20 protein-coding genes and 1 other RNA gene are annotated in these 22764 nt (G+C 66.6%); 13 read left to right on the forward strand and 8 right to left on the reverse strand.

Features of this window, described 5'->3' with window-relative positions; genetic code table 11:
* Nucleotide 1: 1 nt before the first annotated feature.
* Nucleotides 2-1375, reverse strand: a complete 1374-nt coding sequence (locus GZH52_RS06555) for a sodium-dependent transporter (protein WP_163315686.1) — start codon at nt 1373-1375, stop codon at nt 2-4.
* 77 nt (nt 1376-1452) lie between these two features.
* The gene (argE, locus tag GZH52_RS06560) at nt 1453-2625 is read right to left on the reverse strand and encodes an acetylornithine deacetylase (RefSeq protein WP_163315687.1); all 1173 of its coding nucleotides are present in this window, start codon (nt 2623-2625) and stop codon (nt 1453-1455) included.
* Nucleotides 2626-2723: 98 nt separating this feature from the next.
* Here argE and ffs point away from each other — a divergent pair.
* Nucleotides 2724-2822: signal recognition particle sRNA small type (gene ffs / locus GZH52_RS06565), an RNA gene on the forward strand.
* 275 nt (nt 2823-3097) lie between these two features.
* Nucleotides 3098-3430 (forward strand): helix-turn-helix domain-containing protein, encoded by a 333-nt coding sequence (locus GZH52_RS06570; RefSeq protein WP_163315688.1) that lies wholly within the window; start codon nt 3098-3100, stop codon nt 3428-3430.
* 104 nt (nt 3431-3534) lie between these two features.
* On the opposite strand, the gene GZH52_RS06575 is transcribed toward GZH52_RS06570, so the two are convergent.
* Nucleotides 3535-3987: a universal stress protein gene (locus tag GZH52_RS06575; protein ID WP_163315689.1), complete on the reverse strand. Its 453-nt coding sequence runs from the start codon at nt 3985-3987 to the stop codon at nt 3535-3537.
* 126 nt (nt 3988-4113) lie between these two features.
* On the opposite strand from GZH52_RS06575, the gene GZH52_RS06580 reads away from it, so the two are divergent.
* From GZH52_RS06580 to GZH52_RS06595, 4 genes are all read left to right on the forward strand, one after another.
* On the forward strand, nt 4114-4557 hold the full coding sequence (locus GZH52_RS06580; protein ID WP_163315690.1) for an acyl-CoA thioesterase: 444 nt from the start codon (nt 4114-4116) through the stop codon (nt 4555-4557).
* Nucleotides 4554-4970, forward strand: a complete 417-nt coding sequence (locus tag GZH52_RS06585) for a tellurite resistance TerB family protein (RefSeq protein ID WP_203525641.1) — start codon at nt 4554-4556, stop codon at nt 4968-4970. Before GZH52_RS06580 ends, GZH52_RS06585 begins: the two co-directional genes overlap by 4 nt.
* An 84-nt stretch (nt 4971-5054) precedes the next feature.
* On the forward strand, nt 5055-5909 hold the full coding sequence (locus tag GZH52_RS06590) for an AAA family ATPase (protein ID WP_163315691.1): 855 nt from the start codon (nt 5055-5057) through the stop codon (nt 5907-5909).
* 1 nt (nt 5910) lies between these two features.
* Entirely contained in the window at nt 5911-6873 is a 963-nt protein-coding gene (locus GZH52_RS06595; RefSeq protein WP_163315692.1) for a tyrosine-type recombinase/integrase, read from the forward strand.
* On the opposite strand, the gene GZH52_RS06600 is transcribed toward GZH52_RS06595, so the two are convergent.
* Complete coding sequence (locus tag GZH52_RS06600) at nt 6805-7464, reverse strand: DUF1345 domain-containing protein (protein WP_163315693.1); 660 nt, start codon at nt 7462-7464, stop codon at nt 6805-6807. The two genes, GZH52_RS06595 and GZH52_RS06600, sit on opposite strands and share 69 nt — an antisense overlap.
* 180 nt (nt 7465-7644) lie before the next feature.
* Between GZH52_RS06600 and GZH52_RS06605 the strand changes: the two genes are divergently transcribed.
* The 4 genes from GZH52_RS06605 to prmB all read left to right on the forward strand — a co-directional run bounded on the left by GZH52_RS06605 (nt 7645) and on the right by prmB (nt 11675).
* On the forward strand, nt 7645-8226 hold the full coding sequence (locus GZH52_RS06605) for an aminodeoxychorismate/anthranilate synthase component II (protein ID WP_163315694.1): 582 nt from the start codon (nt 7645-7647) through the stop codon (nt 8224-8226).
* Nucleotides 8227-8248: 22 nt separating this feature from the next.
* Nucleotides 8249-9277 carry an anthranilate phosphoribosyltransferase gene (gene trpD / locus GZH52_RS06610; protein WP_163315695.1) on the forward strand — a complete coding sequence of 343 codons (1029 nt, stop codon included), beginning with the start codon at nt 8249-8251 and terminating at the stop codon, nt 9275-9277.
* A gap of 51 nt (nt 9278-9328) precedes the next feature.
* Entirely contained in the window at nt 9329-10708 is a 1380-nt protein-coding gene (locus tag GZH52_RS06615) for a phosphomannomutase/phosphoglucomutase (RefSeq protein ID WP_163315696.1), read from the forward strand.
* 64 nt (nt 10709-10772) lie between these two features.
* A complete protein-coding gene (prmB, locus tag GZH52_RS06620) occupies nt 10773-11675 on the forward strand; it encodes a 50S ribosomal protein L3 N(5)-glutamine methyltransferase (protein WP_163315697.1) in 903 nt (300 codons plus the stop codon).
* 43 nt (nt 11676-11718) lie between these two features.
* Here prmB and GZH52_RS06625 read toward each other — a convergent pair whose 3' ends face one another.
* Complete coding sequence (locus tag GZH52_RS06625; protein ID WP_163315698.1) at nt 11719-13902, reverse strand: putative bifunctional diguanylate cyclase/phosphodiesterase; 2184 nt, start codon at nt 13900-13902, stop codon at nt 11719-11721.
* A 181-nt stretch (nt 13903-14083) separates the two neighbouring features.
* Nucleotides 14084-18040, reverse strand: a complete 3957-nt coding sequence (purL, locus tag GZH52_RS06630; RefSeq protein WP_163315699.1) for a phosphoribosylformylglycinamidine synthase — start codon at nt 18038-18040, stop codon at nt 14084-14086.
* Nucleotides 18041-18188: 148 nt separating this feature from the next.
* Here purL and GZH52_RS06635 point away from each other — a divergent pair, with 148 nt between their 5' ends.
* Nucleotides 18189-18527 carry a P-II family nitrogen regulator gene (locus GZH52_RS06635; RefSeq protein WP_136550943.1) on the forward strand — a complete coding sequence of 113 codons (339 nt, stop codon included), beginning with the start codon at nt 18189-18191 and terminating at the stop codon, nt 18525-18527.
* A gap of 211 nt (nt 18528-18738) precedes the next feature.
* Here GZH52_RS06635 and GZH52_RS06640 read toward each other — a convergent pair whose 3' ends face one another.
* A complete protein-coding gene (locus tag GZH52_RS06640) occupies nt 18739-19731 on the reverse strand; it encodes a zinc-dependent alcohol dehydrogenase family protein (RefSeq protein ID WP_163315700.1) in 993 nt (330 codons plus the stop codon).
* Nucleotides 19732-19819: 88 nt separating this feature from the next.
* Nucleotides 19820-20611 carry an outer membrane protein assembly factor BamD gene (locus GZH52_RS06645; RefSeq protein ID WP_163315701.1) on the reverse strand — a complete coding sequence of 264 codons (792 nt, stop codon included), beginning with the start codon at nt 20609-20611 and terminating at the stop codon, nt 19820-19822.
* Between GZH52_RS06645 and rluD the strand changes: the two genes are divergently transcribed.
* Both rluD and pgeF read left to right on the forward strand, forming a co-directional pair.
* Complete coding sequence (gene rluD, locus GZH52_RS06650; RefSeq protein WP_163315702.1) at nt 20610-21698, forward strand: 23S rRNA pseudouridine(1911/1915/1917) synthase RluD; 1089 nt, start codon at nt 20610-20612, stop codon at nt 21696-21698. The two genes, GZH52_RS06645 and rluD, sit on opposite strands and share 2 nt — an antisense overlap.
* On the forward strand, nt 21685-22422 hold the full coding sequence (gene pgeF, locus GZH52_RS06655) for a peptidoglycan editing factor PgeF (RefSeq protein ID WP_163315703.1): 738 nt from the start codon (nt 21685-21687) through the stop codon (nt 22420-22422). Before rluD ends, pgeF begins: the two co-directional genes overlap by 14 nt.
* Nucleotides 22423-22764 lie beyond the last annotated feature (342 nt).

Raw genomic sequence — 22764 nt, forward strand, 5'->3', positions numbered from 1 at the left:
GTCAGATCAGCCCCAACCCGCTGAGCATCACCGCGAGTACCAAGAGCGGCGTCACATAGCGCAGCAGGAAGAACAGCTTGCGCAGCAGCGCCTCGTTGGCGAGCGCGCCGTGGTTGGAGAGTTCGGCCTTCATCTTGTCAAAGCCCCACACCCAGCCGACGAACAGGCACAGCGCGATGCCGCCGGCCGGCATGATCAGCTTCGAGCTCACTTCGTCAAACAGGTCGAACATATTGAAGCCGAACAGCTTGAAGTCGGCGAGCAGGCTGCCGGAGAGCGCGCAGGTCGAGCCGATCAGCGCGAGCAGCAGCAAGGTTGCGACCACCGCCTTCGGGCGGCTGATGCCGAAGCGGCCGTTCAGTACCGACACCGGCACCTCGAGGATGGATAGCATCGCGCCGGTCGCCGCGATCGCGGTCAGCACGAAGAACAGCACCATGAACACATGACCGAACGGCATGCTGGCGAACACCGCCGGGATGGTGATGAATACCAGCGACGGGCCGGCGGCCGGCTCGAAGCCGAAGGAGAACACCGCCGGGAAGATCGCGATGCCGGCGAGCATGGACACGAAGAGGTCTGCCGCCATCACGCGCACCGTGGTCGCCGGGATGTTCTGGTCGTCGCGGAAATAGCTGCCATAGGTGATCATCGTGCCCATGCCGATCGACAGCTTGAAGAAGGCCAGCCCCATCGCGGTCAGGATCACCGCGCCGCTGATCTTGGAGAAGTCGGGCGTGAAGAGGAAGGACAGGCCCTCGGCCGCGCCAGGCAGCATCAGGCTGCGCACGCACAAGACGATCAGGAGCAGGAACAGGATGGGCATCAGCTTCTTGGTTACCGCCTCGATCCCCTTGGAGACGCCCATCAGCAGGATGCCGCCGATGAAGGCGAGCACCAGCCACTGCCAGAGCAGCGACTGCACAGGGTCGGAAACCAGTTGGCCGAACGCGGCCGAGGTGACCGCCGGGTCGCTGGAGAGGATGCTGCCGCCGATTGCCTTGAACACGTAGGCAAACACCCACGCCGCGACCTCGGAGTAAAAGGCCATGATCAGGAAGGCCGCCAGCACGCCGAAGGCGCCGACCAGCCACCAGGGTTGCCCGCGCGGCGAAAACTGCACCAGGGTGGTCACCGCATCGCGCTTGGCCGCCCGGCCGAGCATGATCTCGGAAATCATCACCGGCAGGCCGACCAGCAAGGTCGCCAACAGGTAGACGACCAGGAAGCCCGCGCCGCCGTTGGCGCCGGTCAGGTAGGGGAATTTCCAGATATTGCCGAGGCCGACGGCGGAGCCCAGCGTCGCGGCGAGGACGCCGAAGCTGGAGGTGAAACCGTCACGGACGGTTTTGGCAGAAGCATCTTGTTGTGTCATGGCGGTGCTTGATATTTGGGTTGGATGGAATCTTGCCGCGCGAATTTAGCTTGGCCGCCGCGCGGGCGCAAACGGTTTCAAATCCGGCGCTCGATCAGTTGCGCCGCCAGCCTGTCCAGCCAGCGGTCGCACAGGGCAAGCTGGCTGCGCTCGACGTACTCGTCGCTCTTGTGCGCCTGCTCGATCGAACCGGGGCCGCACACCACGGCCGGCACGCCGAGCCGGCTGAAATGGCCGGCTTCGGTGGTGTACGCGACGCCAAGCCCCCTGCCGTGCTCGCCCTGGGCGGTCAGCCAGTCCCGCAGCGGGTTGTGCTCGCCGCTTTCGAATGCGGGGCAGTGCACCAGCGACTCGAACGCGATCGCGGCTTCGGGCGCGGTGATGCGCATCTCCTGCTGCAGACGTTCGGCCTCGGCGGCGACCTGCCGGTAGAAGTGCTGCGGATCGTCACCGGGCAGCCAGCGACACTCGAAGATGAAGTCGCACGCGCGCGGCACGATATTCGGCGCGCTGCCGCCCGAGATCCAGCCCGTCTGCAGCGTGTTGTAGGGGACGTCGAAAAGTGGCACCCGCCTGCCTGCGTTACGCTCCGTGTCGGCCAGGCGACGGATGAAGCCCACCAGTTGCGCGGCGTACTCGATGGCATTGACGCCCTGGTGGGTCAGCGAGGAGTGTGCGGCGCGGCCGTGCACCTGGCAGCGCCAGTGGGCGATGCCCTTGTGCGCGACGATGGCCTGCATCAAGGTCGGCTCGCCGACGACGCAGCCTGCCAGCGCCTCGCCGCTCTCGAGCACATCGTCGATCAGGCGTGACACGCCCAGGCAGCCGACTTCCTCGTCGTAGCTGATCGCGATCGCCAGCGGCAGTCGCTTGGCAACGCCGGCTTCGGCAAAACGCGCGAACGCCGCCAGCACGCAGGCGAGGAAGCCTTTCATGTCGGCACTGCCGCGGCCAAATAGCCGTCCGTCACGCAAATCGAGCTTGAACGGGTCCGACGCCCAGTGCTGCCCGTCGACCGGTACGGTGTCGCTGTGGCCGGACAGCACCACAGCGTCCTGCCCCGCCCCGCCCAGTCGTGCGTACAGGTTGGCCTTGCCGCCGGCGTCGTCGTGCGTGAGGCGCACGCTGGCACCCAGCGTATCCAGCAGGCCGGCCACCTCGTCGATCAGCGAGAGGTTGCTGTTACGGCTGGTGGTGTCAAAGGCGATCAGGCGGGCGAGCAGCTGCTCACTGGGTGTCAGTTCGAACATGGCATCCGGGTGCAAAGAGATAGGCGGCCCTACCTTATCATGCGGAGCTACGGTTGGGGTTGCTGCTAATCACTTTTGTCTATATAGTGCGAAGCCGTGGCGGGTCTCCCCGCATTGCACCGTAGTGAATCTGGTCAGGTCCGGAAGGAAGCAGCCACAGCTACCACGTGCAAGTGCCGGGGGTCAGGCTCGCCACCCTCCCCACGTTCTACCCCTCTGCCGTACCCCTCCTCTTGAAGAATTCTGGCTGTAACCCCACTTGAATTTTGTTATTGCGACGGAATTTTTCATTTCCGCGTCATTGCGCTCGTATACCGCTGTACTTCTACATTAGCCGTACCTAAAATTAGATCCAGATAATATTTCAGCACCCAACATGCATTGTACTTGGTCACTTGCTGATATTTGCTATGGTACAGGGTGTGCAACGCCCATAACGACAATTACTCTTTCATAAGCTGAGGAATTCACCATGAAACTCTTTGAGAAGATCGCGAACCCGCGCGAAATCCGTCGCAAACTTGGCCTGAACCAGCAGGAGTTCTGGAGCCGCATCGGCGTGACCCAGTCCGGCGGTTCCCGTTACGAGAGCGGCCGCAACATGCCCAAGCCGGTTCGCGAACTGCTTCGCCTCGTGCATATCGAGCAGATCGACCTGGCCAAGGTCAAGCGCGAAGACTTCGAGATCGTCGAGTATCTGAAGGAAACCCACCCGGACCTGTACAAGAGCCTGCGCAAGGCGGTGCGAGCCCGCATCGAAGCGCAGGAAGGCGAAACGACCGACGCAGTCGGCGTGCACGGCTAAGCCGGCCGCATCATCGCCACGCAAAAGGCCCGCCCGGATGGTTCCGGGCGGGCCTTTTGTTGCGCACGTCATGCCGCCCGACAAGGCAGGCGGCATAGGCGGACTCAGTCTTCTTCCTGGTTGCGCACCAGCAGCACCGGCACATCCGTCAGCTTGAGCAAGCCCTCGGCGACGCTGCCCATCAGAATGTGCATCAGCCCGCTGTAGCCGTGGGTGCCCATCACGATCAGATCCGCCCCCCACGCGTTGGCGTCGTCCATCAGCACCGCGGAAATCTTGTCGCCCCAGCTCTCGAGGATCTGGGTTTCCGGCTCGATACCTTGCTCGCGCGCGATCTGCGACGCCTGCGCGAGCACCTGACCGCCGGCCTGCTTGATCGAGTCCTGCAATTCGCTGGCGTCGAGAAACTCCGTGCCACCCCAGCCGAATTGCGCGAGGTCGACCACATGTACCAGGCGGACGCCGGCCTGCATGGTCTTGGCCAGCTGGCAGGCCTCGACCAGCGCCTGGTTGGACGTCTGACTGTCGTCGACCGGGACGAAAATACGGTTGTACATTCTGCTCTCCTGAGGTTTCGTATTGCCTTATGAGACTAGTCTAACAAAACGGAATGCTCCGCACTTGATTCAGGTTAAGGACGCCCGTATTCTGCCCCGACCTCTTTCTCAACCCGCACCTCCGCCATGGCCCGATTGCAACTCCCCGCCCCTTCGCCCATCCTGTTCGAGACCCGGCTTGACGTGCGGATCGGCGACATCAACTACGGCGGCCACCTCGCCAATGACGCGGTGCTCGGCTTGGCACACGAGGCGCGCGTGCGTTTCCTGAAGAGCCTTGGCTACAGCGAGATGGACGTCGAGGGGCTTGGCATCATCATGGCCGACGCGGCGATCTGTTACAAAAGCCAGGCTTTTCACGGTGACGCGCTTTGCGTGCGGGTCGGCCTCGCCGACTTCAACCGTTATGGTTGCGACATCCTCTACCAGATTGTCGATGACAACGGCAGCAAGGAAGTGGCAAGATTGAAAACAGGGGTCGTGTTCTTCGACTACACGGCCCAGAAGGTAGCCCGCATCCCGGCGGCTTTCGCCGCCCGCTTCGCGGACCTGACTGGAGAATTGACTTGAACCGTTACGCGAACAACTCGCCCGAAGCGATCGCCCGCCTGGTCGCCCTCTTCATGGTGACCGACGGCCATATGGACGAGCGGGAACTGGACACGCTTGAGAAGCTGCACGTGTACGAGCTGATCGGCCTGCCGCGCAAGCGCTTCGTGACCATCCTCACCGAACTGTGCGACGCCTTCGCCGACGCCGAGCGTGAAGACGGCTCGATCGCGCTGCTCGACAAGGAGCGCGTCGACGATTACCTGTCGCTGGTGACCGACCGCACCAAGCGCCTGCTCACCTGCGCGCTCGCGCTGGATGTATGCAAGTCCGACGGTAGCATCGGCGACGCCGAGATGGCGCTGTTGCGCTACATGATGGGCAGCTGGCGCATCTCCCTGGATGACCTTGAGGCCGAGCTGATCCGCCGCTAAGTCCGCAGGTTATCCGACAGAGCCGCCCACGGGCGGCTCTTTGCATGGACACGCAGTGCAAAACCCGACAAGGAAAACCGACCCATGAAGCAACGCTTTACCGGCAGCAGCCAGTACGTCGCCACCGACGACCTGATGCTCGCCGTCAACGCCTCGATCACCCTCGAGCGCCCCTTGCTGATCAAGGGCGAGCCCGGCACCGGCAAGACCATGCTCGCCGAGGAGATCGCACGCGAGCTTGGCCGCGAGCTGATCGTCTGGCCGATCAAGTCGACGACCAAGGCGCAGCACGGGTTGTACGAGTACGATGCGGTCTCCCGCCTGCGCGACTCGCAACTGGGCGACGCGCGCGTCAACGAGATCCGCAACTACATCGTCAAGGGCAAGCTGTGGCAGGCATTCGAGGCGGATACCGCGCCTGTGCTCTTGATCGACGAGATCGACAAGGCCGACATCGAGTTCCCGAACGACTTGCTGCGCGAACTGGACCAGATGGAATTCTTCGTGCACGAGACGCAAGAGTTCGTGCGCGCGCGCGTACGCCCGATCATCCTGATCACCTCGAACAACGAGAAGGAGTTGCCGGACGCCTTCCTGCGCCGCTGCTTCTTCCACTACATCCGCTTCCCGGAGCGCGACACCATGCAGGCCATCGTCGACGCGCACTACCCGGGCCTGGCGCCGCAACTGGTCAGCGAGGCGCTCGAACTCTTCTTCGGCATCCGCGAACTGCCGGGGCTCAAGAAAAAGCCGTCGACGTCCGAATTGCTCGACTGGTTGCGCCTGCTAGACGCCGAAGCGGTCGGCCCCGAGCACTTGCGGCAGAGCCAGGCCGCGCAGGAGCTGCCGCCGCTCTCCGGCGCTTTGCTGAAAAACGAGCAGGACACGCAGCTGTTCGGCCGCCTGCTGCAGATGGCCCGCCTGCGCCGGGGTGCCTGACATGGACTGGGTCGCGGCCAGGCAGGGCTTCCTCTCGATACTTTCGCTCGCCGGGCGCAGCCCGGATACGCTTGCGGCGTATGCGCGCGATATCGATCTGCTCTCGGCGGCCTACCCTGACGTCGCGCCTGCCGGCCTTGGCCGCGCGCAGCTCGCGCGCGAACTCGCGCGCATGGCGCAGCGGGGGCGCTCGCCGCGTACCATCGCGCGCACGCTGTCGGCCTGGCGGGCCTTCCAGCGTTACCTGATCGACCAAGGCGCGCGTGACGACGACCCCTGTCATGGTCTTAAAGCGCCGAAGGCGGCGTCCCGCCTGCCCAAGGCCTTGCCGGTCGAGCGCACCATGCAGTTGCTCGACGCGCCGCAACACGGCGACGAGACGCTGCTGGCGCGTGACCTCGCGATGTTCGAGCTGTTCTATTCGGGCGGCCTGCGCCTGTCCGAGCTGGCAGGCCTGACGCTTGCCGACCTAGATCTCGCCGCTGACGCGGTGCACGTACTGGGCAAGGGCGGAAAACAGCGCGTCTGCGCGGTCGGCGCCAAGGCAAAAGACGCGATCAATGCCTGGCTTGCGCTGCGCACGCCTATCGCCCGCAGCGACGCGCTGTTTGTCGGCACGCGCGGCGCGCCGCTCGGTAAACGGCAGATCCAGCTGCGCCTTGCCGCTTGGGCCAGGCAAAGCGGTGTGGGCCGCCACGTGCACCCGCACATGCTGCGCCACTCGTTTGCCAGCCACCTGTTGCAGTCGTCGGGCGACCTGCGCGCGGTGCAGGAAATGCTGGGGCATGCCAACCTGTCGACAACCCAGGTCTACACCTCGCTCGACTTCCAGCACCTGGCGCGCGCTTACGACCAGGCGCACCCGCGCGCGCACCTCGCGGGCCGCGCCCCCGCCTCAGCCGCCAAGCAGTCCGGCCGCCAGGTTGACGGTCAGCCCGAGGATGAACAGGTTGAAGACGAATGAAAGCATGCCTTGCAGCAGCACCAGGCGCCGCACGCGGGCGCTGGCGATGCCGACGTCGGCGGTCTGGTTGGTCGCCGCGATGGTGAACGAGAAATACAGGAAATCCCAGTAGTCGGGCTCTGCCGGCTCGTCGGGAAACTGCAGGATGGGTTTGGCGGGGTCGGCGAGGTAAAAGAGATGCGCGTAGTGGACCGCAAAGCAGGTCGGCAGCAACAGCCATGCGCTTAGCAGCGTGGCGACGGTGAGCGCCACATGCCAGGCGCCGTGGTTGGCCAGCGCAAGCTCGATGACGATCGCGGCGACGCTCATCAAGGAGCCCGCGCAGACCAGGGCGAGCACCAGCGCGGCGCTTTCGTCCTCGCGTACCGCGTGGCGGCGGATATGGTGCGGCCGCGTGGAAAAGACGATCAACCACAGGCCGATCAGGTAGGTCCACGCCGTGACGTTCCACGCGAGCAAGGCCCTGAGCAGCAAGGAAGTGTCAATGGGCAGCAAGAACCAGGCCGCCGTGCCCAGCGCCAGCGCCAGGGAGAGCCTGGGACGCGCGCCGATCAGGGCGCGGACCCGCTGGGAAAAAGACGCTTTACGCATGCGCTTGGCCGGTGCAAAACCTTATCGTACTGCGCAACGGACAGGCAGGCCATCCGCTGCCGCTAGCAGGATTGTTTAACTTGGATCGCCGTTGCATGATGTTGTGATTGTCACGGCGCTTTACGGGCGATGTGCGGCGCATGCCGTACCGCCCCTCACTTGAAGGCTTAGCAGAACACCATGTTGCTGATGATCGACAACTATGACTCGTTTACCTACAACCTCGTGCAGTACTTCGGCGAGCTCGGGCAGGAAGTGCGCATCCACCGCAACGACGAGATCACGCTGGACGAGATCGAGGCGCTCGCGCCCGACTACCTGGTGATCTCGCCCGGCCCCTGCTCGCCTGCCGAGGCCGGCATCTCGGTGCCGGCGATCCGCCATTTCGCCGGCAAGCTGCCCATCCTCGGCGTCTGCCTCGGCCACCAGAGCATTGGTGCAGCCTTCGGCGGCGAGATCGTGCACGCCAAGGAGCTGATGCACGGCAAGGTGTCCGACGTGCACCACCACAATCTGGGCATGTTCCGCGGCCTGCCCGACCCGGTGGTGTGCACCCGCTACCACTCGCTGGTGATCCGCCGCGAGTCGCTACCCGAATGCCTGGAAGTGACCGCGTGGACGGCCGACGGCGAGATCATGGGGGTGCGCCACAAGACGCTGGCGATCGAGGGCGTGCAGTTCCACCCGGAAGCCATCCTCACCCAGCACGGCCACCGCATGCTCGAAAATTTCCTGACCGAATTCGCCCCCGCGGCGCGATAAACAGAACCACAAGGATAGCTCGATGATCACCGCCCAGGCTGCCCTCAACCGTCTGATCGACGGCAACGAACTCTTTTACGACGAGATGCTCGACCTGATGCGCCAGATCATGCGCGGCGAGATCCCGCCTGCGTTGACCGCGGCGATCCTGGTCGGCCTGCGCGTCAAGACCGAGACCGTGCTCGAGATCGCCGCGGCTGCCGCCGCGATGCGAGAATTCGCGACACCGGTGCCGCTCACGCGCCACGAGCACCTGATCGACATCGTCGGCACCGGCGGCGACAAGTCGCACACCTTCAACATCTCGACCACCGCAATGTTCGTGGTCGCCGCCGCCGGCGGGCGCGTCGCCAAGCACGGCAACCGGGCGGTCAGCTCCAGTTCGGGCAGCGCCGACGTGCTCGAGGCGCTCGGCATCCGGCTGACGCTGTCGGCGGCACAGGTCGGCCAGTGCATCGACGAGCTGGGCGTCGGCTTCATGTTCGCGCCCAACCACCACAGCGCGATGCGCCACGTCGCGCCGGTGCGCAAGGAGTTGGGCGTGCGCACCATCTTCAACATCCTGGGCCCGCTGACCAACCCGGCCGGCGCCGACAACCAGCTGATGGGGGTGTTCCACCCCGACCTCGTCGGCATCCAGGCGCGCGTGCTGCAACAACTGGGCAGCCGCCACGTGATGGTCGTGCACGGCCGCGATGGGCTGGACGAGATCACCATTTCGGCGCCGACCATGGTGTGCGAGCTGAAGGACGGCTGGATCCGCGAGTACGAGATCGCGCCGGAAGACTTCGGCTTCGCGCGCGCAGAGCTCACGGCGATCCGCGCCGAGACGCCGGAAGCGTCGCGCCAGACGCTGCTTGCGGTGCTGGACGGTGCACACGGGCCGGCGCGCGACATCGTGCTCCTCAACGCCGGTGCGGCGATCTACACGGCAGGGCTCGCGGACTCGCTCAAGGACGGCGTGGGGCTCGCCCGCAGCGTGCTCGACAGCGGCGCCGCGCGTGCAAGGCTCGATCAGCTGGTACAATTGACGCAATCCCTCGCCGCATAAACTGACCGACGGCCGCCCGCAGGCGGCCGCCGCATTTTGGAAGCAAGTCTGATGAGCCCGACCCTTAGCAAAGACATCTTCAAGGCCTACGACATCCGCGGTGTCGTAGGCAAGACGCTGACGCTCGACGCAGCCCGCCTGATTGGCCAGGCGCTGGGCTCGCTCGCGCGCGAACAGGGCGTCGCCGCCTTGGTCGTCGGCCGCGACGGACGCCTGTCCGGCCCCGACCTGTCCCGCGCGCTGTCCGACGGCATCCGCGCCGCCGGCGTCGACGTGATCGACGTCGGCCGCGTCGCCACGCCCATGCTGTATTTTGCCGCGTACGAGCTGGGCACCCTCTCCGGCGTGATGGTGACCGGCAGCCACAACCCGCCCGAGTACAACGGCTTCAAGATGATGATGGCCGGCGGCACGCTCTCCGGCGACGAGATCCAGGCGCTGCGCTCCCGCATCGAGGCGGGCGAGCTGGCTACCGGCGCCGGCGGCTACCGCGAACAGGACATCAGCGCCGCTTATCTTGACCGCATCACCGGCGACATCAAGCTCGCGCGGCCGATGAACATCGTCATCGACTGCGGCAACGGCGTCGCCGGCGCCTTCGCGCCGACGCTGTACCGCCGCCTCGGCTGCAAGGTGCGCGAACTCTTCTGCGAGGTCGACGGCAACTTCCCCAACCACCACCCGGACCCGGCCAAGCCGGAAAACCTGCAGGACGTGACCCACGCGCTGGCCAAGACCGACGCCGAGATCGGCCTCGCCTTCGACGGCGACGGCGACCGCCTGGGCGTGGTCACCAAGGAAGGCAACATCATCTGGCCGGACCGCCAGCTGATGCTGTTCGCCGCCGACGTGCTCGAGCGCAACCCGGGCGCTCAGGTGATCTACGACGTGAAGTCGACCCGCCTGCTCGCGCCGTGGATCCGCGACAACGGCGGCGTCCCGGTGATGTGCCGTACCGGCCACAGCTTCATCAAGGCCAAGATCAAGGAAACCGGCGCGCTGATGGCCGGCGAGATGAGCGGCCACGTGTTCTTCAAGGAACGCTGGTACGGCTTCGACGACGGCCTGTACGCCGGCGCGCGCCTGTTGGAGATCCTCTCGCGGGTGGACGACGCGTCCGCGCTGCTCAACGCGCTGCCCAACGCGGTGTCGACCCCCGAGCTCAACATCAAGCTCGCGGCCGAGGGCGAGAACCACGCGCTGATCGAGCGCCTGCAGCAGAGCGCGCGTTTTGACGGCGCCGAAGAGGTGATTACGCTGGACGGCCTGCGCGTCGAGTACAAGGACGGCTTCGGCCTCGCCCGCGCGTCGAACACCACGCCGGTGATCGTGCTGCGCTTCGAGGCTGACAACGCCGACGCGCTCGAGCGCATCAAGGCCGACTTCAGCCAGGTGCTCGCTGCCGTCACCGACGCCGAACTGCCGTTCTGACGCGGCCATCCCTACCCATGCGGGCGTGCCTTGCGCACGCCCTTCTCACTGGAAACATCAACACATGTACGAACAAGCCGCCAAGGAACTGACCACGGTACGCGACTTGCTGCGCTTTGCGGTGTCGCGCTTCAACGAGGCCGGGCTGAGCTACGGCCACGGCACGCTCAACGCGCACGACGAGGCCGCCTACCTGATCCTGTCGCTGCTCAAGCTGCCGATCGACACGCTCGAGCCCTACCTCGACGCCCGCCTGCTGCAAAGCGAAGTGACGACCGTGCTCGACGCTATCGCCCGCCGCGCGCTCGAGCGCGTGCCGGTCGCCTACCTCACCCACGAGGCGTGGCAGGGGGAATTCAGCTTCTACGTCGACGAACGCGTGCTGGTGCCGCGCTCTTTCATCTACGAACTGTTGGGCGAGCCGCTCGCGCCGTGGATCGAGCACCCCGAGCTCGTGCACCACGCGCTCGACTTGTGCACCGGCTCCGGTTGCCTGGCGATCCAGCTGGCGCACCACTACCCGGACGCCGACGTCGACGCGGTCGACATCTCGCTGGACGCGCTGGAAGTCGCCGCCATCAATATCGAGCAGTACGGCTTGGGCGAGCAGATCCAGCTGATCCACACCGACATGACCGAGGGGCTGGAAGAAACGTACGACCTGATCGTCTCCAACCCGCCGTATGTCGACGAGGAGTCGGTCGACGAGCTGCCGCCCGAATACCTGCACGAGCCGGAAATCGCGCTGGGTTCCGGCCGCGACGGGCTGGACGCGACCCGCGTGATCCTCGCCGAGGCGAGCCGCCTGCTCAACCCGAAGGGCGTGCTGCTGGTCGAGATCGGCCACAACCGCGACGTGCTCGAGGCCGCCTACCCTGCCCTGCCGTTCACTTGGCTCGAGACCAGCGGCGGCGACGGCTTCGTGTTTCTGCTCACCCGCGAGGAGCTGGTCGAAGCAGGCCTGTAAGGAAAACCAAAAAAAAACCGGGGCATGCCCCGGTTTTTTCTTGTCAGGCGGCGACTTCCTCGCCGCAGCGCCAGTCCTCCAGCCAGAGCTCTAGCGTCTCGGCCGACATCGGCGGCGAGATTTCGTAGCCCTGCCCGTCCTCGCACCCCAGTTCGAGCAGCCGCTGCCAGATCGCCTGGCTCTCGATGCCCTCGGCGACCAGGCGGCGGCGGGTATGCCCGGCGTAGGCGACCATGCTGCGGATGATCGCCTCGTTCTCCGGCGAATCGATCAGGATGCGCACGAAGCGCTGGTCGATCTTGATGGTGTCAAAAGGCAGTTGTTGCAGATGCACCAGCGACGACGCGCCGGTGCCGAAGTCGTCGAGCGCGACGCGCAGACCAAGCTCGCGGCAGCGCGAGAGCTTGCCGGCGATCTGCATCGCCTCCTGCTGCGACAGGGTCTCCAGCACCTCGATCTCCAGCGTGTCAGGCTCGAGCGCGTGGTGTTCGAGCAGGCCCTCGACGAGCGGCAGGAAACTCTCGTGCTTGAGCGACAAGGCGGACACATTGACGCTCATCGACAGCTTGCGGCCGGCCGACTGCCAGCGCTCGAGGCTGGCCACCGCCTCGGCGAGCACCCACGCGTCTAGCCGGCGCATCAAGTCGCAGGTCTCGATCGCCGGGAAGAACACGCCCGGCGGCACGAAGCGGCCGTTCTGCCGCCAGCGCACCAGCGCCTCGACGCCGGTCACGCGGTGGCTGACTAGGTTGATCTTGGGCTGGTAGAAGAGCTCGAGTTCGCCCGCCTGCAGCGCCAGCGCGAAGTCGGCCCGCAGCTTGTGCAGGCGGCGGATCTCGATATCCATCGCCTCGTCGTAGTAGTGCCAGCCGCCCCCGCCGCCTTGCCGCGCGCGGATCAGCGCAAGGTCGGCGCGGCGCAGCATCGCCGAGGCGTCGCTGCGTTCGCCCTTGTCGACGACGATGCCGGCGCTGACCGAGAGTTCGACCGCCTCGATGCCCAGCTTGATCGGCAGCGTCAGCGCGGCGACCACCCGCTCGAGCATGGTGTCGACGCCCTCGCGGGCACTGTCGCCGTAAACGGCAAAGCGTGCCGCCCCTATCCTGGCGGTGCCGCCGCAGTGCCGGCTCAGCCGGTCGAGCCGGCGCGCGCACTGGCGCAGCAGCTCGTCGCCCTGCGCGTGCCCCAGGCGCGCGTTCAGCTCGTGAAAGCCGTCGAGCGCGACCACGATCAGCCAGCGCTCCGGCACCTGCAGCGCGTCGATCAGTTCGAGCAGGCGCTGCCGGTTCGGCAAGGCGGTGGTCAGGTCGTGCTGCGACACATAGGTGAGCCGTTCGCTCGCCTGCAGCTCGGGCTGTGCGGGGTTGGCCAGCAGCGCGGCGACAAGTTTGAGCTGGGCAAGCGTCTGCGCGTCGTTGTCCAGCCCTGCCGCCAGCAAGGCGAAGCGCGGCGCGGCGCCAGGGGCGCCGACACACAATGCGCCCTCGCCATGCCACGGCTGCCCGGCCGCCGCCGCGTCGAGCGCGGCGCGCAACGCTGCATCCGGCAACAAGCGCGGTGCGCCGCCTACGCGATGCGCAGCGGGCAAGGCGTAACAGGCGACCGACAGGCCGTGCCGCGCGGCGCTGTCGCACACCACGGCCGGGGTCAGCGCGCTGTCCATGCCAGCCAGCTCCGCCAGCCAGCTAGCCGGCAAGCTGCGCGCGGGAGTCGCTGTTGCCGGAACGGTGTTTGGGGCGAGCGACCGGCAGGCGGACACCTGCATCAGCAGGTCGACCTGGATGCGGCGGCGAGCCGCTTCGCGCAGCTCGCCCTGCACGGCCTCGTCAAGGCGCAGGCCGTGCAGGGCCTGGTCGACGGCGCGCACACGTACCTCGGAAAGTCCGGCCAGCAAGGACGGGCACAGCCCGAGCTTGCCGTGGATGCGGCCCATCGCAGCAGCCCTGTCCTGTGCGGCGGCGTCCAGCGGCAGGGCAAACAGCTGCTCGTGGTGACGCTGTTGGCCGTCGATCAGGGCGCGCAGCGCCGACCCGAGCTTGCGCGTCAGCGTCTCCAGCGGCGGCGCCGCCTCGAGCAGGAAGCCGAAATAGCGGTGGCCGAAAGCATCGTCGGCGGACGCGAGGTCCGCGCCGTGCTCGGCAAGACACGCCGCGTGAGAACGGCTGAAGCCGACCAGACGGCACACCTCGTCCAGGGCCGGCGGATTGGCTGTGATGGTTGTATTCATATTGCCCTGCTGCAGCAGTGTCTTATGTTCGGCGGGATGTGCGCGCCTAGCTCCTCTCGGCAAGGCGACGTGGCGTCGATTGCCGATTCATGCATATTAAATCGCCGCGCGGGCGGCTGTAAACAAATCTGGATAAAAGAAAAAGGGGAGCCTTGAAGGCTCCCCTTGCCGTGCCGGTGGCTTAACCGACCCAGCGCCGCGCGTTGGCGAACATGCGGAACCACGGGCCGTTCTCGCCCCAGCCCTCCGGGTGCCAGCTCATCTGCACGGTGCGGAAGGTGCGCTCCGGGTGCGGCATCATGATGGTGAAGCGGCCGTCTGCCGTCGTCACGCCGGTGATGCCGGCGGGCGAGCCGTTCGGGTTCATCGGATAGGTCTCGGTCGGACGGCCGCCGAAGTCGATGTAGCGCAGCGCGACCTGCACCTCCGCCTGCGCGCCCGGCGCGAATACCGCGCGGCCTTCGCCGTGGCTGACCACCACCGGCAGCTGGCTGCCCGCCATGTCGGAGAGGAACAGCGACGGCGACGCCGGCACTTCGACCATGGTGAAGCGCGCCTCGAACTGCTCGGACGCGTTGCGCTTGAACTTCGGCCACGCCTCGGCACCCGGGATGATCTCGGACAGGTTGGACATCATCTGGCAGCCGTTGCACACGCCCAGCGCGAAGCTGTCATCCCGCCCGAAGAAGGCGGCGAACTCGTCGCGCGCACGTGGGTTGAACAGGATGCTCTTCGCCCAGCCCTCGCCCGCGCCCAGCACGTCGCCGTAGCTGAAGCCGCCGCAGGCGGCGAGGCCCTTGAAGTCGGACAGGCGGGTGCGGCCGGCGATGACGTCGCTCATGTGCACGTCGACCGCCTCGAAACCGGCGCGGTTGAACGCGGCCGCCATCTCGAGCTGGCCGTTGACGCCCTGCTCGCGCAGCACGGCGACACGCGGGCGTGCACCGAGGTTCAGGTAAGGCGCAGCCGGGTTCTCGGTCGGCTCGAAGGTGAGTTCGGCGAACAGGCCGCGGCTCTTGTTGTCCGAGAGCAGCAGGTACTCGCTGTCCGCGCACGCCGGGTTGTCGCGCAGGCGCTGCATGCGGTAGCTGGTCTCGCTCCACGCGCGCTGCAGGTCGGTGCGCGGCTCGTTGAACAGCTCTTCGCCACGGTGCTTGATCACGAAGCGGTCCTTGCTGTTGATCTTGCCCAGCACGAACAGTTCGCGGCCGATGCCGGCCTTCATGAAGCGCGAGATCACCTCGGAGGTGTGCGCCTTCTTCACCTGCAGCACCGCGCCGAGTTCCTCGTTGAACAGCACGCGCATGATGCGGCCGTGCGTCGCCGCTTCCGGCGTCGGCTGCACGAAGTCGGCGATATAGCGCTGGGTGTTGCGGCGCTCGATCACCAGCTCCTGCAGGTCGATGCTGATGCCGACGCGGCCGGCGAACATCATCTCGGCAAGTGTCGCGAACAGGCCGCCGTCCGAGCGGTCGTGGTACGCCAGCACCATGTTGTCGCGCAGGAGCGACTGCATCGCGTCGAAGAAGCTGGCCAGTTGCAGCGGGCTTTCCACGTCCGGCGAGCGGCCTTCCATCGCCTTCCAGACCTGGCCGTAAGCCGAGCCGCCGAGGCGGCAGCGGCCGTAGCCCAGGTCGATCAGGATCAGGTCGGTGTCCTTGTCGGCCTTAAGTTCGGGGGTGACGGTCTTGCGCACGTCCTCGACCGGCGAGAAGGCGGACACGATCAGCGACAGCGGCGCGGTGACGGACTTCTGCTCGTCGCCCTCTTTCCACACCGTCTTCATCGACAGCGAGTCCTTGCCGACCGGGATGCTGACGCCGACCTGCTGGCACAGCCTGGAAACGGCTTCGACGGTGTCGTACAGCGCCGCGTCTTCGCCCGGGTGGCCGGCGGCGGCCATCCAGTTGGCCGACAGCTTGACGTTGCCGATATTGCCGACGAAGCTCGCCGCGATATTGGTCAGCGCCTCGCCGACCGCCAGGCGGCCGGACGCAGGCGCGCTCAGCAGCGCGGCCGGCGTGCGCTCGCCCATCGCCATCGCCTCGCCGCGGTAGGAGTTGAAGCCCATGGTGGTGACGGCCACGTCGGCGACCGGCACCTGCCAGCGGCCGACCATCTGGTCGCGCGCGGTCATGCCGCCGACGCTGCGGTCGCCGATGGTGATCAGGAAGCTTTTGTCGGCGACGGCCGGCAGGCGCAGCACGCGGTAAGCGGTTTCCTTCAGCGGGAAGCGCGCGGCGTCGAACACCACGGTCTCGCGTTCGACACGCTTGACGTCGCGCTGCATGCGCGGCGGCTTGCCCAGCAAAACGTCCATCGGCATGTCGACCGGGTTGTTGCCGAACACGTCGTCGCGCACCTGCAGGTGGCCTTCTTCGGTCGCGGTGCCGAGCACGGCGAACGGGCAACGCTCGCGCTCGCAGATCGCGCGGAAGGTCTCGAGGTCGTCCGGGGTCACCGCCAGTACGTAGCGTTCCTGCGACTCGTTCGACCAGATCTGCATCGGCGTCATCCCCTTGTCTTCGAGGTTGACCTTGCGCAGCTCGAAGATCGCGCCGCGGCCGGCGTCGTTCACCAACTCAGGGAAGGCGTTGGAGAGGCCGCCTGCGCCGACGTCGTGGATGGACTGGATCGGGTTGTGCTCGCCCAGCTGCCAGCAGCGGTCGATCACTTCCTGGCAACGGCGTTCGATTTCCGGGTTGCCGCGCTGCACCGAGTCGAAATCGAGGTCGGCACTGTTGGCGCCGGTGTCCATCGACGAGGCGGCGCCGCCGCCCAGGCCGATCAGCAGGCCCGGCCCGCCCAGCTGGATCAGCAGGGCGCCGACCGGGATGCGGTTCTTGTGGATCTGCGCGACCTGGATGTTGCCGACGCCGCCGGCGATCATGATCGGCTTGTGGTAGCCGCGCATCTCGCCCGCGAACATCTCTTCGAAGGTGCGGAAGTAGCCGGTCAGGTTCGGCCGGCCGAATTCGTTGTTGAACGCGGCGCCGCCGATCGGGCCGTCCAGCATGATCTGCAGGGGCGAGGCGATGCGGTCCGGGCGGCCGTACTCGGCGCTCGCTTCGCTGTAGCGCTCCCACGGCTGGGTGAAGCCCGGGATGTTCAGGTTGGAGACGGTAAAGCCGGTCAGGCCCGCCTTCGGGCGCGAGCCGCGGCCGGTCGCGCCCTCGTCGCGGATCTCGCCGCCGGAGCCGGTGGCGGCGCCCGCGAACGGCGCGATCGCCGTCGGGTGGTTGTGCGTCTCGACCTTCATCAGGATGGCGGTCGGCTCGCGGTTGAAGGCATAGCTGTTGTCGCCGGAGGCCGGGTAGAAGCGGTCGATGAAGCCGCCCTCGATCACGGAGGCGTTGTCGGAATAGGCGACCAGCGTGCCTTCCGGGTGCGCGTCATGGGTGTCGCGGATCATGCGGAACAGCGACTTGGCCTTCTCTTCGCCGTCGATGGTGAACGACGCGTTGAAGATCTTGTGGCGGCAGTGCTCGGAGTTCGCCTGCGCGAACATCATCAGCTCGACGTCGGTCGGGTTGCGGCCCATGCGGGTGAAGTTCTCGACCAGGTAGTCGACCTCGTCGGCCGACAGCGCGAGGCCCAGTTCGCCGTTGGCGGCAACCAGAGCTTCACGCCCGCCGCCAATCACGTCGACGGTGGTCAAGGGTTGCGGGTCGATGTGCACGAACAGGCGCGCCGCGTCGTCAAGGCCAGGCAGCACCGTCTCGGTCATGCGGTCGTGCAGCAAGGCGGTGACGCGCGCGCGCGCGGCGTCGTCCAGCGGCGCGGCGGATTTAACGTAGTAGGCGGTGCCGCGCTCGATGCGGCCGACTTTTTCCAGGCCGCAGTGCTTAGCGATGTCGGTGGCCTTGGACGCCCACGGCGAGAGCGTGCCCAGACGCGGCGTCACCAGGAAGAGCTCGCCCTCGGGGCGGTCGGCCAGCGGCGCGTCGCCGTAGACCAGCAGCTTTTGCAGCGTCTCAAGCTCCCCGGCCGTGAGTTCGGCCGAGCATTCGGCGAAGTGCCAGAACTCGGCGGCGATGGCGAGCGGCGGCAGGCCGGCTTCGCTCGCGCTTTCCAGCAGTTTTTCCAGACGGAACGAGGACAGGGCGGCACCGCCCTGCAGCTTGAGAAGGTAAGACATTCGACACCCGCGACAAATATCAGGGAAGCGCGTAATAATACAGGATAATGGCTTTTTTTATAAGGCACGCGGACGCTTTTCAGCATTGTATGAGTCATATCCGCGCGCCGGCGATACGACCGCCCGATAGCTTTACCTGGAGAAACCGATGAAGAAAATTGAAGCCGTCATCAAGCCGTTCAAGCTCGACGAAGTGCGCGAGGCGCTGTCCGAGATCGGCATCAACGGGCTGACCGTCACCGAGGTCAAGGGCTTCGGCCGCCAGAAGGGCCACACCGAACTCTACCGCGGCGCCGAATACGTGGTCGACTTCCTGCCCAAGGTGAAGATCGAGGTGGTACTCGGCGACGACCTGGTCGAACGCGCGATCGAGGCGATCATCGCAGTGGCGCGCACCGGCAAGATCGGCGACGGAAAGATCTTCGTCTACCCGGTCGAGCAGGTGGTGCGCATCCGTACCGGCGAGACCGGCGAAGAAGCGGTCTAAGAGCGTGTTCATGCTCTCGCGAGCGAGGGCAAGAGCGAAAACGGCTGAGAAAGCGGAATGTACAGGTCGTACATGAGCATTTAGAAGCCGTTTTTAACGCCGTATCGGCGATGTGCAAGGTTCTAAGCCCGAATGCCCCCGCTGCGGGGCATTCGCATTTCTTTCTTGCCCCACGCCAGCCGGGCGTCTGCCCGGCCAGCCAGCCGCAGCGTCAGACGCCTACGCGCACCACCACCTTGCCTTCGGCACCACCGGATTCGACCAGCCGGTGCGCGTCGGCCACCTGTGCCAGCGTGAACGCGTGCGGGTCGATATGCGGGCGCAGCAGGCCGGCGTCCGCCAGTTGAGCGATGCGCGCTAGCCGCTCGCCGACGCGGGCAAGCGGCCCACCGTGCACGAAGGGCGACAGCGAGAACACCACCGACAGGGTGAGCCCCTTGCCGTGCACCGGCGAGAGGTCATGCGTCGAACGCGCGGCGATGGCGACCACCTGCCCGCCCGGCGCGGCGGCGGCGAACGACGCGTCTAGCGACGCGCCGCCGACGCTGTCGAATACCACGTCGAAACCCCGCCCGCCGGTCAGCCTTGCAACGTAAGCTGCGACCGGCTCGTCGCGGTAGTAGACGACTTCGTCGGCGCCCAGGCGGCGCGCGAGCCGGCCCTTCTCCTTGCCGGACACCGTCGCCGTGACGCGGCAGCCGGCCGCGCGCGCGATCTGCACGACAATGTGGCCGACGCCGCCGGCGCCGCCCTGCACCAGCACGCTCTGCCCCGGGCTTACCCGCGCGCGTTCGATCAGGCCTTCCCACGCGGTGAGCGCGACCACCGGCAGCGCCGCCGCCTCGACCATGTCGAGTGCGTCGGGCTTCCTGGCGAGCAAGCGCGCGTCGGCGAGCACGTACTCGGCGAGCGCGCCCTGGTGCGAGCGCAGGCCGCCGATCAGGCCGAACACCGCGTCGCCCTCGGCAAACGCGCTCACCCCGTCGCCGACCGCGTCGACGATGCCGGCGACGTCGCCCTGCAGCAGCGCCGGAAACGCCGGCGAGAGCGGCACCGCGCCCGCGCGGATCTTGCAGTCGATCGGGTTCACGCTGGTGGCCATCACCCGGATGCGCACCTCGTTCGGCCCGGGATGTGGGCGGGTCAGTGTCGCTTCCTCGAATACGTCCACCCCGCCGCAGCGGTTGATCAGCATTGCCTTCATGGTCGTCCCTTCCTGCTGCTACGCGCAAAAAAAGGGCGCCCGCCGCTGCGGGCCGCCCTGTCTGTCTTTCAGGTGCCGGAAAGCCGGCTTACCAGAACTTCCACCACGCGACTTCCTTGACCTGCCACGGCTGCTGCAGCCACTGGCTGTTCGGGTAGTTGAGCTTGAGCACGCGGGACGCGTCGGCCGACAGGTCCTTCATGCCCAGCTTGTCGTAGGCGACGACCATGATCGCCAGCGCCTCTTCGTTGTGGCCGGTGTTGCTGTATTCCTTGACCACGTCCTGCGCGCGGTTGGCGGCAGCCAGCCACGCGCCGCGCTTCATGTAGTAGCGTGCGACGTGCATCTGGTGGCCGCCGAGCGCGGCGACCAGTTGCTGCATCTTCTCGGTTGCATCCGCGCTGTACGGGCTTTGCGGGAAGCGCACGGTCAGCTCGCGGAAGGCGTTGAACGCCTCGTGCGCGGCGCGCGGGTCACGCTCGCTCATGTCCTGGCCGGCCCACTTGGCAAGCGTCGTGCTATCGTCGTTGTAATAGACGAGGCCCTTCAGGTAGTACATGTAGTCGAGGTTGGGGTGCGCCGGGTAGAGGCGGATGAAGCGGTTGGCCGCAGCCAGCGCCAACTCCGGCTCCTGGTCCTTGTAGTGGGTATACGCCTGGTCCATCAGCGCCTGCTGGGCGTAGCGGCCGTACGGGTAGCGTGCCTGCAGCGTTTCGTAGAGCTTGATTGCGCGCGTATAATTACCGCTGTTCAACTCATCCTTCGCCTCGCCGTAGATCTTCTCGACCGTCCAGCCACGCGTCTCGTCGTTCGGCTCGCTGGTCGAGGCGCAACCGGCGAGGCTCGCCACCATCAACACCGCAGCAAGATATCTTTTCATGACCAATCCTTATTTCGATGGCGACGATTATAACGACATCCCGGAAGAAAACGGGAGTCTCGCGGCACGCGAACTGACCGTGCCGTTCTCGTACGCCGGCGAGCGCCTCGACGGCGCGCTCGCCAAGCTACTGCCGGAGTACTCGCGCAGCCGGCTGACCCAGTGGATCAAGGACGGCCTCGTTACCGTCGACGGCAAGGTGGTCGCCGGCAAGACCAAGCTGATGGGCGACGAAACCGTGCGCGTCGAGGCGGTAGAACTGCCCGAGGAAGCCGCCTACCAGCCGGAAGACTTGCCGCTGAACGTGATCTACCAGGACGAGCACATCCTGGTCGTCAACAAGCCGGCCGGCATGGTGGTGCACCCGGCCGCCGGCAACTGGTCGGGCACGCTGCTGAACGCCCTGCTCTTTCACTACCCGGAAATTGCCCGCGTGCCGCGCGCCGGCATCGTGCACCGGCTGGACAAGGAAACCAGCGGCCTGATGGTCGTCGCGCGCACCGTGCCCGCGCAGACCGAGCTGGTGCGCCAGATGCAGTCGCGCAGCGTCAAGCGCATCTACCGCGCGATCGCCGACGGCGTGGTGCCGTTCGACGGCAAGATCGACACCCTGATCGGCCGCGACCCGCACAACCGCCTGCGCATGGCGGTGGTGAAGTTCGGCGGCAAGCAGGCGATCACCCATGTGCGCGTGCTCGAACGCTACCCCTACCACAGCTATATCGAGTGCCGCCTGGAAACCGGCCGCACCCACCAGATCCGCGTGCACATGCGCGAGGCGGGCCACCCCTTGGCCGGCGACCCGGTATACGGCAACCCGCGCCACAAGATGGACGAGGCCGCCAGCGACGCGGTGAAGGCGCTCGGCCGCCAGGCACTGCACGCGTACAAGCTCTCGCTCACCCACCCGATTACCGGGCAGACCATGAACTGGACCGCGCGCCTGCCGGACGACATGAAGTCGCTGCTCGCCGTGCTGCGTGGCGAGACCGGCGAAATGCTCCCCGCGGGCGAGGACTGGGAAGACGACGAAGACTGGGACGACGAGGACGACGGCGACGTGGAGGTGTTGTATGTCCGCGACTGAGTTCCTGACGGCGAGCTGGGCGGCGCCGGCGTGCGTGCGCACGCTGGTGACCACCCGCGCCGGTGGCGAGAGCCAGCCGCCGTGGGCGGGCTTCAACCTGGCGATGCACGTGGGGGACGACGCGCTCGCCGTCGCCCACAACCGCGAGGCGCTGCGCGCCCACCTGCCGGCAGAGCCGGCGTGGCTTAACCAGGTGCACGGCGTGCACGTGGTCGACGCGGGCGAACTCTCCGGCGCGGTGCCGGACGCCGACGCCAGCGTCGCGCACGGCGCGGGCGCCGTCTGCGTGGTGATGACCGCCGACTGCCTGCCGGTGCTGTTGTGCGACAAGGCCGGCAGCGTGGTCGGCGCCGCGCACGCCGGCTGGCGCGGCCTGGCCGACGGCGTGCTCGAAGCGACCGTCGCCGCGATGGGCGTGCCATCGGGCGAAATCCTCGCCTGGCTCGGCCCCGCCATCGGCCCGGACGCGTTCGAGGTCGGCGCCGAGGTGCGCGCGCACTTTGTCGCGCACGCGCCCGAAGCCGCCGAGGCATTCAGCGACATCGGCGACGGCAAATACCTCGCCGACATCTACCTGCTCGCCCGCCAGCGCCTGGCCGAGGCAGGCGTCACCGAGGTGAGCGGCGGCGAGCACTGCACGGTGATCGAACGCGAGCGTTTCTTCTCGTACCGGCGCGACGGCGTCACCGGCCGCATGGCGAGCCTGGTCTGGCTCGAACCGTAAGCGCCCTGCCCGCCCCGCGACATAACCCGGCCTTGCGCCGGGTTTTTGTTTGGCGATATCCCAATCGTAAGTTGGTAGCTTGAACCCGGGTTTTGTGTCCGCTGCGCGGACGTGTTTGGGTGCCGCTTCCGCGCTGACCGAGCGCGGCAAGCGTAGCGGCGCGAGGGAATACGAACGGGCAAGGGGCTAATGTGATGGTCAGCCTGAACTCCAATAGCCCAGCAGGCTACGCTTGCTGGGCTGTTTCCAATTCGGCGCGGAGGATCATCATGGCAAACATCGCACTTTTCGGTCTGGATATCGGCAAGCAGACCTTCCACGTAGTCGGACATGACGCGCAGG

It is taken from the genome of Crenobacter caeni, assembly GCF_010435965.1.
Lineage (GTDB): Bacteria > Pseudomonadota > Gammaproteobacteria > Burkholderiales > Chromobacteriaceae > Craterilacuibacter > Craterilacuibacter caeni.

What these genes read in the sequence shown, in the direction of transcription:
- GZH52_RS06615 (WP_163315696.1), top strand. Translation starts at nt 9,329, where the DNA reads ATGAGCCCGACCCTTAGCAAAGACATCTTCAAGGCCTACGACATCCGC.
- GZH52_RS06600 (WP_163315693.1), bottom strand. Translation starts at nt 7,464, where the DNA reads ATGCGTAAAGCGTCTTTTTCCCAGCGGGTCCGCGCCCTGATCGGCGCG.
- GZH52_RS06555 (WP_163315686.1), bottom strand. Translation starts at nt 1,375, where the DNA reads ATGACACAACAAGATGCTTCTGCCAAAACCGTCCGTGACGGTTTCACC.
- GZH52_RS06605 (WP_163315694.1), top strand. Translation starts at nt 7,645, where the DNA reads ATGTTGCTGATGATCGACAACTATGACTCGTTTACCTACAACCTCGTG.
- rluD (WP_163315702.1), top strand. Translation starts at nt 20,610, where the DNA reads ATGACCAATCCTTATTTCGATGGCGACGATTATAACGACATCCCGGAA.
- GZH52_RS06645 (WP_163315701.1), bottom strand. Translation starts at nt 20,611, where the DNA reads ATGAAAAGATATCTTGCTGCGGTGTTGATGGTGGCGAGCCTCGCCGGT.
- pgeF (WP_163315703.1), top strand. Translation starts at nt 21,685, where the DNA reads ATGTCCGCGACTGAGTTCCTGACGGCGAGCTGGGCGGCGCCGGCGTGC.
- GZH52_RS06635 (WP_136550943.1), top strand. Translation starts at nt 18,189, where the DNA reads ATGAAGAAAATTGAAGCCGTCATCAAGCCGTTCAAGCTCGACGAAGTG.
- prmB (WP_163315697.1), top strand. Translation starts at nt 10,773, where the DNA reads ATGTACGAACAAGCCGCCAAGGAACTGACCACGGTACGCGACTTGCTG.
- GZH52_RS06580 (WP_163315690.1), top strand. Translation starts at nt 4,114, where the DNA reads ATGGCCCGATTGCAACTCCCCGCCCCTTCGCCCATCCTGTTCGAGACC.
- GZH52_RS06590 (WP_163315691.1), top strand. Translation starts at nt 5,055, where the DNA reads ATGAAGCAACGCTTTACCGGCAGCAGCCAGTACGTCGCCACCGACGAC.
- GZH52_RS06595 (WP_163315692.1), top strand. Translation starts at nt 5,911, where the DNA reads ATGGACTGGGTCGCGGCCAGGCAGGGCTTCCTCTCGATACTTTCGCTC.
- GZH52_RS06575 (WP_163315689.1), bottom strand. Translation starts at nt 3,987, where the DNA reads ATGTACAACCGTATTTTCGTCCCGGTCGACGACAGTCAGACGTCCAAC.
- purL (WP_163315699.1), bottom strand. Translation starts at nt 18,040, where the DNA reads ATGTCTTACCTTCTCAAGCTGCAGGGCGGTGCCGCCCTGTCCTCGTTC.
- GZH52_RS06640 (WP_163315700.1), bottom strand. Translation starts at nt 19,731, where the DNA reads ATGAAGGCAATGCTGATCAACCGCTGCGGCGGGGTGGACGTATTCGAG.
- GZH52_RS06625 (WP_163315698.1), bottom strand. Translation starts at nt 13,902, where the DNA reads ATGAATACAACCATCACAGCCAATCCGCCGGCCCTGGACGAGGTGTGC.
- GZH52_RS06570 (WP_163315688.1), top strand. Translation starts at nt 3,098, where the DNA reads ATGAAACTCTTTGAGAAGATCGCGAACCCGCGCGAAATCCGTCGCAAA.
- argE (WP_163315687.1), bottom strand. Translation starts at nt 2,625, where the DNA reads ATGTTCGAACTGACACCCAGTGAGCAGCTGCTCGCCCGCCTGATCGCC.
- trpD (WP_163315695.1), top strand. Translation starts at nt 8,249, where the DNA reads ATGATCACCGCCCAGGCTGCCCTCAACCGTCTGATCGACGGCAACGAA.